This window comes from Flavobacterium crassostreae (assembly GCF_001831475.1).
GTDB lineage: Bacteria > Bacteroidota > Bacteroidia > Flavobacteriales > Flavobacteriaceae > Flavobacterium > Flavobacterium crassostreae.
The window spans coordinates 2,602,814-2,617,452 of record NZ_CP017688.1; the positions used below are offsets into that span (position 1 = coordinate 2,602,814).

The 14,639-nt window shown below is 36.0% G+C and carries 9 protein-coding genes; 3 read left to right on the forward strand and 6 right to left on the reverse strand.

Going from position 1 to position 14,639, the window contains the following annotated elements:
• Positions 1-17 precede the first annotated feature (17 nt).
• Positions 18-2,567, forward strand: a complete 2,550-nt coding sequence (locus tag LB076_RS11575; protein ID WP_066332108.1) for an ATP-dependent Clp protease ATP-binding subunit — start codon at positions 18-20, stop codon at positions 2,565-2,567.
• A gap of 150 nt (positions 2,568-2,717) precedes the next feature.
• A complete protein-coding gene (gene rimK / locus LB076_RS11580; protein ID WP_066332106.1) occupies positions 2,718-4,088 on the forward strand; it encodes a 30S ribosomal protein S6--L-glutamate ligase in 1,371 nt (456 codons plus the stop codon).
• Positions 4,089-4,372: 284 nt separating this feature from the next.
• Here rimK and yidC read toward each other — a convergent pair whose 3' ends face one another.
• From yidC to LB076_RS11610, 6 genes are all read right to left on the reverse strand, one after another.
• A complete protein-coding gene (gene yidC / locus LB076_RS11585; RefSeq protein ID WP_066332105.1) occupies positions 4,373-6,268 on the reverse strand; it encodes a membrane protein insertase YidC in 1,896 nt (631 codons plus the stop codon).
• 80 nt (positions 6,269-6,348) lie between these two features.
• Positions 6,349-7,965, reverse strand: a complete 1,617-nt coding sequence (gene pyrG, locus LB076_RS11590; RefSeq protein ID WP_066332104.1) for a CTP synthase — start codon at positions 7,963-7,965, stop codon at positions 6,349-6,351.
• 147 nt (positions 7,966-8,112) lie between these two features.
• Complete coding sequence (locus LB076_RS11595; RefSeq protein WP_066332102.1) at positions 8,113-8,349, reverse strand: DUF3820 family protein; 237 nt, start codon at positions 8,347-8,349, stop codon at positions 8,113-8,115.
• Between the two features lie 157 nt (positions 8,350-8,506).
• Entirely contained in the window at positions 8,507-10,510 is a 2,004-nt protein-coding gene (locus LB076_RS11600) for a muramidase family protein (RefSeq protein WP_066332101.1), read from the reverse strand.
• A 129-nt stretch (positions 10,511-10,639) separates the two neighbouring features.
• Positions 10,640-12,169: a glutamine-hydrolyzing GMP synthase gene (gene guaA / locus LB076_RS11605; RefSeq protein ID WP_066332100.1), complete on the reverse strand. Its 1,530-nt coding sequence runs from the start codon at positions 12,167-12,169 to the stop codon at positions 10,640-10,642.
• A gap of 247 nt (positions 12,170-12,416) precedes the next feature.
• On the reverse strand, positions 12,417-13,082 hold the full coding sequence (locus LB076_RS11610; protein ID WP_066332099.1) for a hypothetical protein: 666 nt from the start codon (positions 13,080-13,082) through the stop codon (positions 12,417-12,419).
• 252 nt (positions 13,083-13,334) lie between these two features.
• Between LB076_RS11610 and LB076_RS11615 the strand changes: the two genes are divergently transcribed.
• Positions 13,335-14,591 (forward strand): voltage-gated chloride channel family protein, encoded by a 1,257-nt coding sequence (locus LB076_RS11615; RefSeq protein WP_066332096.1) that lies wholly within the window; start codon positions 13,335-13,337, stop codon positions 14,589-14,591.
• Positions 14,592-14,639 lie beyond the last annotated feature (48 nt).

Consider the following 14,639-nt stretch of genomic DNA (forward strand, 5'->3'; position numbering starts at 1 on the left):
TTTACTAAACATATATTATGGACGATAATTTTTCACCAAGAGTAAAAGACGTGATAACTTACAGTAAAGAAGAAGCTTTACGATTAGGGCATGATTTTATTGGTACCGAACATTTAATGCTAGGCATTCTAAGAGATGGCAATGGCAAGGCAATACAGATACTTAACAACCTAGATGTTAATCTAGAACACTTACGTAAAAAGGTAGAAATTCTGAGTCCAGCAATACCTGGTATCGAAATAAATGCAGAGAAAAAAAACCTCCATTTGACCCGTCAAGCAGAGCGTGCGCTCAAAACCACTTTTTTAGAAGCCAAAGTTTTTCAGAGCCCTTCTGTGAGTACTGCGCATTTGTTACTATGCATTTTAAGAAATGAAAACGACCCCACAACCAAGCTACTAAATAAACTTAAAATTGATTATGATGCAGCTAAAGAACAATATATAAATATGACACCAAACGAAGAAGAGTTTTTAGAAAACTTGCCAAGAGCAACCGAGTCCTTTAATGACGAACCAGGACAAGATGACAGCCTTAAAGAAGCTAGTTTTAACAATCCCGCTAATAAGTCACTCAAAAAATCCAAAACACCCGTATTGGATAACTTTGGTCGTGATTTAACCGAAATGGCCGAAGAAGGAAAACTAGACCCTGTAGTGGGCCGTGAGAAAGAAATTGAGCGTGTATCGCAAATTTTGAGCCGTCGCAAAAAAAACAACCCACTGCTTATAGGAGAGCCTGGTGTAGGTAAATCTGCCATAGCCGAAGGTTTGGCTTTGCGAATTATACAAAAAAAAGTTTCTAGAATACTATTTAACAAACGAGTAGTAACCCTAGATCTGGCCAGCCTTGTTGCAGGAACCAAATACCGAGGGCAGTTTGAAGAACGCATGAAGGCTGTAATGAATGAATTAGAAAAAAATGATGACATTATTCTTTTCATTGATGAAATCCACACCATTGTTGGTGCTGGTGGTGCCACAGGATCTTTGGATGCCTCCAACATGTTCAAACCTGCTTTAGCAAGAGGAGAAATTCAATGTATTGGAGCAACTACCCTGGATGAATACAGACAATATATTGAGAAAGATGGTGCTTTAGAGCGTCGTTTTCAAAAAATAATTGTGGAACCAACCTCTGTGGAAGAAACCATCACTATTTTAAACAACATAAAAAACAAATACGAAGACCACCATAATGTTTTTTACTCCAGCGAAGCAATCGAAGCCTGCGTAAAATTGACCGATAGATATATGTCTGAACGATTTTTGCCAGACAAAGCTATTGATGCCTTAGACGAAGCTGGTTCTAGAGTACATATCACCAATATTGAAGTTCCAAAAAAAATACTAGACCTAGAGCGCCAATTAGAGGAAGTACGGGAACTTAAAAATGCCGTAGTCAAAAAACAAAAATACGAAGAAGCCGCAAAACTTAGAGACGACGAAAAACGCATCGAAAAAGATTTAGCACTGGCACAAGAACAATGGGAAGAAGACGCCAAAAAGAACCGTATAGAAGTAACCGAAGACAATGTTGCTGATGTAGTCTCTATGATGACCGGAATTCCGGTTAACCGCATTGCGCAAACAGAAAGCAATAAATTAGCAAAATTACCGGAACTTATCGAAAGCAAAGTAATTGGTCAAAACGAAGCGGTAATTAAAATTGCACGTTCTATACAAAGAAATCGTGCTGGACTAAAAGATCCAAATCGCCCGATAGGCTCGTTTATATTTCTTGGTCAAACAGGTGTAGGAAAAACCCAATTAGCGAAGGTTTTGGCCAAAGAATTATTTGATTCTGAAGATGCCTTAATTAGAATTGATATGAGTGAATACATGGAAAAATTTGCTATCTCTAGATTAATCGGAGCGCCTCCAGGATATGTTGGCTATGAAGAAGGAGGGCAATTGACTGAAAAAGTAAGACGCAAACCCTACGCAGTGGTACTTCTAGACGAAATTGAAAAAGCACATCCAGATGTATTCAATATGTTATTACAAGTACTTGACGATGGCTATTTGACCGATAGTTTAGGTCGGAAAATTGACTTCAAAAATACCATAATCATTATGACTTCTAATGTTGGAGCCAGACAACTAAAAGATTTTGGACAAGGAGTTGGATTTGGAACTGCTGCCAAAGTAGCACAAGCAGATGATAATTCTAAAAGCATTATTGAAAATGCATTAAAGAAAACCTTTGCTCCAGAATTTTTAAACCGTATTGATGATGTAATTGTGTTCAATGCACTAGAAAAAGAACACATAGACTTAATTATTGAAATTGAGCTAAAAAAACTATATGCGCGTATCGTTGAATTAGGATACAACCTAAAACTATCCGATAAAGCAAAAGCGTTTATCGCCGAGAAAGGTTTTGACAAACAATTTGGAGCTAGACCTCTAAAAAGAGCCATCCAAAAATATGTTGAAGATGCTTTGGCAGAAGAAATTATCACCTCAAAAATAACCTCTGGTGACAAAATTTACATGGATATTGAAGAAGGAGCTCAAGAGCTTACGGTACGGGTTGAAAAAACAGAAGATACTACTAATGGGTAAACACTCTGTGGATATGGAGTAGCAATTCTTAATAAACCCGTTACGTTTTTATAAACTAACGGGTTTATTCTTTAAGTAAATTAGCACCATTTTTAAAAACAAATATATACATTTGATTTTTTATAAAACAGTCTTAATAAATAGCAGCATATGTCTGAAAATAAAGTTATTCTTGGTAGTGAAGAATGGTGTTCCTTCCCAGAATTAAATATTCCTACCATAAAAGCACGTGTAGATTCCGGCGCAAAAACCTCTGCGCTACACGCCATAAACATTGCACCTTTTATCAAAAACGAAACCAATTGGGTTCGTTTTGACATCAACCCAATCCAAAACAATCTAAAAACGGTGATCCACTGTGAAGCGCCTTTAGTAGACAAACGAATTGTTAAAAGCTCTAGTGGTTTTAGAGAACACCGTTATGTTATTCGAACCAATTTACAAATAGGAGACTCCAATTGGCCCATAGAAATGACGCTAACCAACAGAGACTCCATGGGGTACCGAATGCTTTTGGGCCGAGAAGCAATGAGCGGAAGAGTGCTTGTAGATCCTGAAAAACAATTCTTGTTAGGACAACCAACCACCGATAGCTTAAAAGAACTTTATAAAAATGCTGAAAAAGCCAGTACTGGACTGCGTATTGGTGTACTAGCAAGCAACCCCGAATTGTATAGCAACAAACGCATCATGGAAGCTGGAGAAATGCGTGGCCATGAAATGCATTTTTTAAATATTAAAGAATGTTACATGCGTCTAGACGCACAAACTCCGGAGATCCACTACAGAGGCGGAATAATTCTGGATCAGTTTGATGCCATAATTCCTAGAATTCGGCCTAGTATTACCTTTTATGGTTGCGCCTTGACACGACAGTTTGAAGCACTAAAAGTATTTAGTTTAAACTCTGCCAATGCAATTACCCAATCCAGAGATAAATTATTTTCGTTGCAATTATTATTAAATAGTGGTATTGGTATTCCGACTACCGGATTTGCAAACTCTCCGTTAGATACCAATGATCTAATCAAAATGGTAGGCGGTTGCCCTTTAATTGTAAAATTATTAGAAGGAACTCAAGGAAAGGGCGTTGTGCTTGCAGAAACCAAAAAAGCTGCCGAGAGTGTTATTAATGCCTTTAAAAGTGTTAATGCAAACATACTAGTGCAAGAATTTATTAAAGAAGCCAACGGTAAAGACATTCGTTGTTTTGTTATTGACGGAAAAGTAGTAGCCTCAATCCAAAGAGAAGCAATGCCTGGAGAATTTAGAGCCAACATCCATCTTGGTGGAACCGCGTCTATAATAAAAGTAACCCCCGAAGAGAAAAAAATTGCTATCAAAGCTGCCAAAGCAATGGATCTAAAAGTAGCTGGTGTAGATATAATACGATCCTCAAAAGGCCCCTTATTATTAGAGGTTAACTCCTCACCAGGATTAGAAGGAATTGAGGGTGCAACCAACAAAGATATTGCTGGAGAGATGATAAAAGCAATTGAAAAAAACTTTAAAATAAAATAATACAAATTATAAAGAAAAGCTACTGCAAACAGCAGCTATCTGTATCTTATGGATAGCATGCTATAAAATGTATCCCTATTAAATTGAGTAAAAAAAGTATTCGAGTTTGTGTTATAACTCGAATACTTTTTTTTTATAACAAACTCCATGGAACAACCCCTTTTTATTGTATAAAAAAAAACTTACCCAAAAAAAAAACAGTAGCAAGACAAGCTTACTACTGTTTTTAATTTATTATGTCTTGGATACTACTTTTTTATTTTCCAGAATCCTACAACAACAACTTATTTCTTCTTTTGTTGCGCTTTCATGGCTTCTTGTTGTTCCATTACTTCTTGTAATTTTCTCTGGAACTTGCCTTGTTTTTTGGGTTCTTTTAATTTATTTTCTTGAATTTGAGCATGAATTTTATCACTATCAATTATATAATTTTTGATAACCAACATGATACCAATTGTAATGGTATTGGATATAAAGTAATACAAACTCAGACCTGAAGCATAGCTATTAAAGAAAAACAACATCATTAATGGCGATACATAAATCATAATTTTCATCATTTTTGCCATATCTGGCATCCCTTCTTGCTGCGGTGCTGCCATTTGCTGATCTCCAGTTGTCATTTTCATATAAAAGAAAATAGCTATTGAGGCCAAAATAGGAAACAAACTAATGTGGTCTCCATAGGCAGGTATACTAAATGGCAACTTATATATGGAATCAAAGGAAGACAAATCATCTGCCCACAAGAATCCTTGTTGTCTTAAGCCTATTGCTGAAGGAAAAAACTGAAACAAGGCATAAAATACTGGCATTTGCAATAATCCAGGTACACAACCTGCCATGGGATTGACTCCAGCTTTATTATACAGCTTCATGGTTTCTTGCTGTTTTTTCATGGGATCTTTTTTGAATTTATCTCCCAATTCTGCAATTTCAGGTCGCAATACTTTCATTTTTGCTTGAGACAAAAAGGATTTGTACGTTATTGGAGACATCACTAATTTAACCAATATGGTAAATAAAACAATTGCCCAACCATGTGAAATAAACAAACTTAAAAATCCATACATAGGTATAAAAGCATGGCGGTTGATCCAACCAAAAATACCCCAACCTAAAGCCACAATGTCTTCTAGGTTTCTATCATACGATTTTAATAATTTATAATCTGTTGGCCCATAATACCAATTCATTTTTTGGTCAATCTCACCATTTTTAAATGCCAAAGGCACCATGGCTTTAAATTGTTTCGTAAAGGTAGTATCTACTTTATCGTCTTGGACTAAATTGGTGGAGTGTAATTCTGCTGTTTCAAATGGAGTGCTGGACAATAATATAGAAGAAAAAAAGTGCTGTTTGTAGGCAATATAAGATACGTCTTGCACCACATCATCTTCTTGGCTACCCAATCCTAAATAGTCACTTTTACCTTCTTTGTGTTCAAAATATAGTTCTGAATAACGGTTTTCATAACTTATACTTTTTTCATTGGTATAGGTTTTTAAGTCCCATTCTAGGTTTAAAGGCTTGGAAGTATTCAATATTTTATGCAATCCTTGGGATTGTATATCAAAATCCAACATATAATCGTCTGCCTTAAGTACGTATTTGTACTCTAAAAATTCATTTGCTCCAGCTTTTAATCGCATGGATAAAATTTGATCCGAACCATTCTGGGTTACAGTAGGCTCAAAATAAAGGTCTTTGGTATTTAAAGTATGGTTGTCACTGGTAAATAACTGGATGTTCAAATTGGCGTTATTATCCTTTATTAGTTTTACTAATTCTCCGGATCCTTTTTTAAATCTTTCAAAGTTTTTTAAAGTAGCCTCAACAATGTACCCACCTTTATTTGCAATTTTCAACTTTACCAACTTGTTTTCGAGAGTAGTAAAACTTTCTTTGGCAGATGGTAATGCTGCTGAATAAGCAAAACTACCTAAGGATTTTTGCAACTGAGCCAATTGTAAAGTATCGCTGCTAGTAGCAGAGATAGTATTTTGAACCGTTTTGGCATTATTGGATTTGGCTTGTGGCGTAACTACCAACTCTTTTTTGGCTTTTTCTGTTGCAAGTTCTGCATCAGTTGGTTGGTTTTTGTACATTATCCAAATTAATATACCAAAAATTAATACAAAACCAATTAAGGAATTAGGGTCAAACTTTTTTTGTTCCATTATATACAATTATTATTATTTGCCTGGCTTACAATAAGCGCAACTAGGCATTATTACATGCATGCGTATTTTTAAAAATCTTACTTTGCTTTTTTAGCTTTTACTGCTGCTGCTACAAGGCTTACAAAAATAGGATGTGGGTTTGCCACGGTACTTTTGTATTCTGGGTGGTATTGTACTCCTATAAAAAACGGATGCTCTTTAATTTCAACAATTTCAACTAAGCCTGTATCTGGATTAACTCCAGAGGGTATTAGTCCTGCTTTTTGTAATTCATTGGTGTAGGCGCTATTAAATTCATAACGATGGCGGTGACGCTCTGATATTGCTGTTTGTCCGTATATTTTGTAAGCAAGGGTGTCTGGCTCAATAGTGCACTTCCAAGCTCCTAAGCGCATGGTTCCTCCTTTGTGGGTTACATTTTTTTGTTCTTCCATTAAATTTACCACCGGATGCGTCGTGTTTTCGTTCATCTCCGTAGAGTTAGCATCTGCATAGCCTAATATGTTTCTTGCATATTCTATAACGGCCATTTGCATACCTAAGCAAATACCGAAGAAGGGTACTTTATTCTCGCGGGCAAAACGCACTGCTTCAATTTTTCCTTCTATTCCTCGTTCTCCAAAACCAGGAGCAACAAGGATTGCGTCTAAATCTTTAAACTTATCGGCTACATTTGTAGCATCAATATGCTCCGAATGGATAGATACTACATTTACTTTGGTTTCGTTTGCGGCACCTGCATGTATAAATGCTTCTAAAATGGACTTATAACAGTCTTGCATTTCTACATATTTACCAATCAAACCAATATTTACGGTATGTTTTGGATTTTTTAATCTTTTCAAAAAAGTGTTCCATGTTTTTAAATCCGGAGCGGCTTTCTTAGGCAAATCTAATTTTTTTAGGGTAACTAAATCCAACCCTTCTTGAAGCATTAAATTAGGTACTTCATAGATCGTATCTGCATCAATAGATTGAATAACTGCTTCTCTTTTTACATTACAAAACAAAGCTAATTTATGGCGTATTTCATCCGAAATTTCGTGCTCTGTTCTGCATACCAGAATATCTGCTTTGATACCACTTTCCATCAACGTTTTTACAGAATGTTGGGTTGGCTTGGTTTTTAGCTCTCCTGCTGCGGCCAAATACGGAACCAATGTTAGGTGTATTACAACGGCATTATTCTCTCCCAAATCCCAAACCAATTGACGAACAGACTCTATGTATGGCAAGGATTCTATATCTCCAACGGTACCGCCTATTTCTGTGATAACAATGTCATAATCCCCTGAATTACCAAGCAATTGCATTCTATCTTTAATTTCATTGGTAATATGAGGTACTACTTGTACGGTTTTACCTAAAAACTCTCCTCGTCGTTCTTTTTCAATAACAGAGCGGTAAATTCTTCCGGTGGTTACGTTGTTTGCTTGAGAAGTCGGCACGTTCAAAAAGCGTTCATAATGGCCTAAATCTAAATCTGTTTCAGCACCATCATCTGTTACATAACACTCTCCATGTTCGTATGGATTCAAAGTTCCGGGATCTACGTTCAGATACGGATCAAATTTTTGAATAGTTGTTCTATACCCTCTTGCCTGTAACAATTTTGCCAAAGATGCTGCTATAATTCCTTTTCCTAAAGATGAAGTCACACCACCGGTAACAAAAATATATTTTGTTTGATTCATTATGTTGTAGTTTGTATTGTAGTTGTGTAAAAAACTTGGCGAAAATACGATTATAAATTGAGATTATGCTAATTTAAAAATGAGATAATTTATAAAATAATCCATTATTAAGATGCCTATTTCAATATAAAAAAGCGTTTTCTGTTTTTATTTAAGTGGTTTTGGGTATTTTTTTCGGATATTTCTAATTAGATCCTCTAGTCCATTTAATTGCAACTCATAAATTAATTGCAATTGTTCTCCTAGGACACCTTTGGGAAATCCTTTGTTTTGATACCATACCACATAATATTCTGGCAAATCTATTAAATAGCGTCCTTCGTATTTGCCAAAGGGCATTTTGGTGTGGGCTAACTTAATTAATTGCTGTTGGTTTTGATTCATTTGTTTTGTTAAACAAAACAAGCTTTAAACACCAAGATCACTCCAGATTATTAAAACTTGTTTTGTGTTTATTTATTTTTTTTACAAAAAAGAAACTATATTTAGCACAAACCAGAGCACTACCCATGGTTTTGACAAAATGCGGCTTGACTTAGCATTATTGTACTTCTTTAATGGTTAAATCGGTATCATAATACATAATATGCACGCCTTTATTGGTATAACCACCATCGTCTTTTTTATAATATTCAAATTTATTTTCAACCCGATTGGTTGCCACGGCGTTTACCGTTTGTTCAAATTTTACGTTTTGAACCAATCGCATCATGGTGTCAAAAGTAACGTCAAACCCACGAGTTGCGTAATCACTTGGGTAAATTGCATTTATTTTTTTGTACTTTTTGTCAAATGCTGCTGCTTCTGGAGAAACATAATCCCGAGTTACGGAAGGATACATGAGTTGTAACTTAATTAAATTGGTGAATTTTATTTCTTCAAAATCTAAAGTTTCATTTGGTTCTAAAATCACTAATTGAACAGAATAGCTAGGCATTGCACTCAACATAGTAGCAATTGTGGTTTTTATCATCCAAGTATTAGCGGTTTCCATCACTACATAATTGGTCTTTCCTTTAACCAACATACTTTTTAGGCTTTCCGTCGAAAGACTTCCGTTTTCTTTAAAAGCTACCAATGGAATGTCATTTTGGTATTGTTGTAGGTATTTAAGTATTGATTCTTTTTTTCTATCCACCACAGCCATTATGTTGCCATTTTGGGTACGCATATAAGCAAACATCTTGTTTTTGACCTCTTCGCTAGTCGGAATCGTTTGGTATAAATTAGGATACGCATTACCTAAATCTTTAGAAAGCGGAGAAATAACCGGTACGTTAGTAAGCCGTACTGCTTGTGCAGCAACCTCTGCATTACTTTGGTAAAAAGGCCCCACAATGGCGTTGGCATTTTGTAGTTTGTTATCGCGTATAATTGCCGCTACATTAGAGCTGTTTTTGGTTTCTTGCGAGTCATAAATTTCTATATCAATAGGAAGCCCTAAGGTTTTTGCCGAGTCAATTGCTATTAAAGCTCCTGCGTAGAAATCCAAGGTCATGTTTAAAAACTTGTCTTTTTTTAATCTATTGTAGGCAGAATTAATAGTATCGCCTTCTATTTTTGAAACATTAAAAGGCAACAACAAAGCCATTCTTTTGCGTTTTCCTTCGGCTATATTTTTAGTCAAAGAAGCGTATACTTTTTTTTCTGCACTAGCTACCACCATTTTTGAAGGCACTTTTATAAGCATTCCAATGGCTACTGCTTGGTTTAATTCTGGATTGAGCTGTAGTAATTCTTCTTGACTAATAGCAAACATTTTTGAAAGACTATAAAGGGTTTCTTTAGGTTGTATTTCATAATCAACGTAAGTAATCAAGCTGTCTTTTACTGCCATTGCAGGAATCAAAGAATGGTTTTGTTCTTGCTCCGGACTCTTAATTACACTTGCTATCTTTGAAGGCGTCCCTCGGATTAACAATTGGTATCCTATTGGCAAATTATCTGCTACTTCTGGATTGCGTTTTTCTATTTCTTGAATGGTTGTACCGTACTGTCTTGCAATAGAATATTTAGTTTCCTTAGGCAACACTTCATGATAAAGAGCTTCTTCGGGAATTATTTTGCTAGTCTTAGCAACATTGGCAAAAGGGGTTTTGGTTGCATTTTTAGAAGGTATCGTCAAAACCATACCTATTTTTAAACCATCAATTGTAAGGTCTGGATTTGCTTTTTTTAAATCCGCATCTGTGACATCGTATTTTTTTTCGATCCCGTACAATGTTTCTTTGGCAACTACTAAATGGGTTGTAGGTGCTGAGGACAAAATTGACGGTGTCTTTTTACTTTCTGTTTTGGCTTTTTCTATCTTGGATACTTTGGCTTTTTCTGTTTTACCAGGTATAAGCAATACCGTATCTACCTGTAATCCTCTTTGTGCATCTGGATTTAATTGGTAAATATCAAATGGAGTAACTTGGTATTTGCGGGCTATTTGATGGATTGTTTCGCCCTTTTCTATCTTGTGGGTTATAATTTTATTTTGAGCAAAAGCAGTTTGGGCAAAAAACAAAAAGAAAGCAAATGTTGCAAAAAAATATTTCATTTTATTTATTTAAAAATTATTATGGCAAAGATAACAAAAACGGTACCCCAATTTATCAAAATTAGGATACCGTTTATAAAAGATACGGGGATTTGAATCCAAAAACCCTAAATTAAAACCTCCAACGTTTTATTCCCACTCAATGGTTGCTGGTGGCTTGGAACTAATGTCATATACTACTCTGTTAACTCCTTTTACTTTATTGATGATATCATTGGATATTTTCATCAAAAACTCATAAGGCAAATGTACCCAATCTGCAGTCATCCCATCAGTAGACTCCACTGCACGTAGGGCAACTACTTTTTCGTAGGTACGCTCATCGCCCATTACTCCTACGCTATTTACCGGAAGCAAAATAGCTCCTGCTTGCCAAACTTTGTCATACAATCCCCAAGATTTTAGTCCGTCTATAAAAACGGCGTCTACATCTTGCAAAATTTGTACTTTCTCTGGAGTAATATCTCCTAATATACGTATTGAAAGTCCTGGTCCCGGAAACGGATGTCTTCCTAATAATTCTGGATCAATACCTAACGAAGCTCCTACTCTACGCACTTCATCTTTAAAAAGCATGCGGAGCGGTTCTACAATTTTTAATTTCATATAATCTGGCAAACCACCTACGTTATGGTGTGATTTTATGGTTGCCGAGGGGCCTTTTACAGAAACCGATTCAATAACATCTGGGTATATCGTTCCTTGAGCCAACCATTTTACATCTTCGATAAGGTGGGATTCATCATCAAAAACTTCGATAAAAACTCTTCCGATAATTTTACGCTTGGTCTCTGGATCACTAACTCCTGCTAATTCGGACAAAAAACGATCTCCAGCATCAACTCCTTTAACGTTTAAGCCCATACCTTTATACTGATCTAGTACACTTTGGTATTCATTTTTGCGAAGCAATCCATTATTTACAAAAACACAATACAGGTTTTTTCCAATGGCTTGGTGTAACAAAACGGCAGCTACAGTAGAGTCTACTCCACCAGAAAGCCCTAAAACAACTTTGTCATTACCTACTTTTTGTTTTAATTCCGAAACCATTTCTTCTACAAAAGCATTAGGAGTAAAGGTTTGGGGAACTTCGGCAATTTTTACCAAAAAATTCTCTAGCATTTTAGAACCATCCGTAGAGTGAAAAACCTCTGGGTGGTACTGGATTGCATAGGTCGTTTCGCCTTCAATTTTATAGGCAGCAAATTCTACATCGTGGGTGCTTGCTAATTTTATTCCATTGGTAGGCAAGGCTTTGATGCTGTCACTATGACTCATCCAAACTTGACTATTTTGGGAAACATTTTCAAAAAATAATTCGTTCTCTTTTATAAAAGACAAATTAGCTCTACCGTATTCTCTAGTATTGGATGCCGCTACTTCACCGCCGCTAAAATGGGCTAGGTATTGTGCGCCATAACAAACCGCTAGTAAGGGTAATTTTCCTCTGATTTGTGACAAATCAGGATGGGGAGCGTCTTCTGCACGAACAGAAAATGGGCTTCCACCAAGAATTACGGCTTTATAACTGGATAAATCACTTGGTATGTGATTATAAGGGAAAATTTCGCAGAATATATTTAATTCGCGAACTCTACGCGCAATAAGCTGAGTGTATTGCGATCCGAAATCTAAAATAAGTACGTTGTGTTGCATGCGCAAAAATACTTTTTATATTTTGAATTGAAAAATTGATTTTTGAAAAATTTTATTTTTTTTTAGTTCTCGTTTTAGTCTAACGCAGTCTCTGCTTTAAACTTTGGGCATAATTGGCTGAAAGTCATCCTAAAATAAAAGCAATTTCTAAACAAGTATTGCGGCAGAGTATCTTTCTAAAAAAACTAAAATATTTCGGATTACGATTAAATCAGCTACTCTAGTTGGGTATATTCTGCTTTGCAAATTACTCTTTTATCAAAATAATGGTTGCCTTAAATCCAGTTCCAAGATTCCATTGGCTTGCGGATATTAAATTATTTTCGGCATCATACACCTTAAATTCTGCCGTATTTGGGCCTGAACTTCCTTGATTTAAAGCCTCAAAGTCAATTTTATTGAATCCTGGTTGCAATTCTATCTCAAAACCTTTAAAATCACTATTTAAATTTACTTGCTGTTGGATTACTACATCATTGAGATATACTCTAATCTGGTCTCCATCAACGTAAGCGGCATCCCGATACCATACTTTTGCGCTACGGGAACTGGTTTTAAAATCTCCTAAATTTTGGTTTTTTCTGTAAACAATTCCTTCTACAGGATCTTCTTTTTTATTCATCCGGTCCCTTACTTCATCTCCTGGATTGACAAAATCGGTTTTAGGTGTCATACTCATGGGATTTGGTTTTCCAATCTGAAAATTAGTACTCGGTGGTGCAAAGGGGTCTGATTTTTTAAATAAATTTGGCGCTACTATAATGGGATCCGTACGCAAGGGTGCTGCGGGTTTTTGGGCTTTATATCCCGTATCCACAGGCGGAATTGCTTTAAATTTAGAACGGAACTCGTTTTGAGAATAGCCTAGAGTTGTTGTAAGAACTAATGCTAGTATATATAAATAGGTTTTCATGCGGGTTGCTTTATGGACTGCTTGTTATTATTATTTTTTAAAAATAAAAAACCAAAAATAAAAAATTCGGAATCCAGATTTAATTTAACTTTCTATTATGCTACTGCTTTGCCACTTTGGGTATTTGATCCAAAAAAAAAACTGCAATCAGAGAGAGCATCCAAACATTGGCCTTAATAAATAATTGGTTTTGGTTTTTTTGCTTAAATTGCAAAAAATATGCCATTTTTTATACTAACTGTTTTACACTAAATGAATGCACTTAAACTAAAAGAAACTCTTTTACTGGTTTTTAAATGGGGTCTTATTTGTGCCTTACTGGGTTTTATGTCTGGATCTGCCTCGGCTTTTTTATTAGTTTCGTTAGAGTGGGCAGCAACTATCCGAGAAAACCACCTTTGGATTATAGCATTTCTGCCCCTGGGAGGCTTGTTCATTGGGTTAAGCTACCATTATTATGGCGCAGTTGCCGTAAAAGGAAATAATTTATTGCTACAAGAATACCAAACTCCTAGCACTAAAATTCCTTTAATAATGGCTCCGTTGGTGCTTTTGGGCACCATTATAACCCATCTCTTTGGTGGCTCTGCAGGGCGCGAAGGTACTGCGGTGCAAATGGGGGGCGCAATAGCAGACCAATTTACATCTTGGTTTAAATTAAATCAAACCGATAGAAAATCCATTATTATCTTGGGTATTAGCGCTGGATTTGCATCGGTGTTTGGAACCCCACTTGCTGGAGCTATTTTTGCTCTTGAGGTGGTTTATTTTAGTAAAATTAGTATCCAAAGTGCCATTTTAGCTTTGGTGGTTGCCTATTTCGCACACTTTACGGTTGCTTTCTGGCAGGTAGAACATACGCACTATGGTATTTCATCCGTACCGGATTGGAGTTTAAAAACCTTACTTTGCGTACTTATTGTCAGTATACTATTTGGTTTGGCTGCCATGCTTTTTGCCCGAAGCACGCATTACTGGGGCGCATTATTTGCCAAAAAAATCACCTATGCTCCTTTACGCCCAATGGTAGGAGGAATACTAATTGCAATCACTTTATACGGCATCGGAACCACAAAATACATCGGATTAGGGGTTCCAAGCATTGTAGATTCCTTTATAACACCCAGTAATTACTACGATTTTTTATTAAAAATTATATTTACCGGCTTTACATTAGGAGCTGGTTTCAAGGGTGGCGAAGTCACGCCTTTATTTTTTATAGGAGCTACTTTGGGCAGCAGTTTGTCCATAGTGTTTCCGTTGCCTATTGCCTTATTGGCAGGCATGGGATTTGTAGCTGTTTTTTCTGGAGCTACCCACACTCCTATTGCTTGTACCGTTATGGGAATCGAACTTTTTGGACTACAATCAGGATTATATATCGGTATTGCTTGTTTGGTAGCTTACTTAGCATCTGGATCTGTAGGAATTTATCAGGCACAAATTGTCAAAGGAGCTAAGTATCATTTATATAAAAAGATTAAAATACGAAAACCAAACTTGTTTTGAGTCTAAAAAATAGGTTTATTTACAAATGATTTCCAAGTTTACATTAAA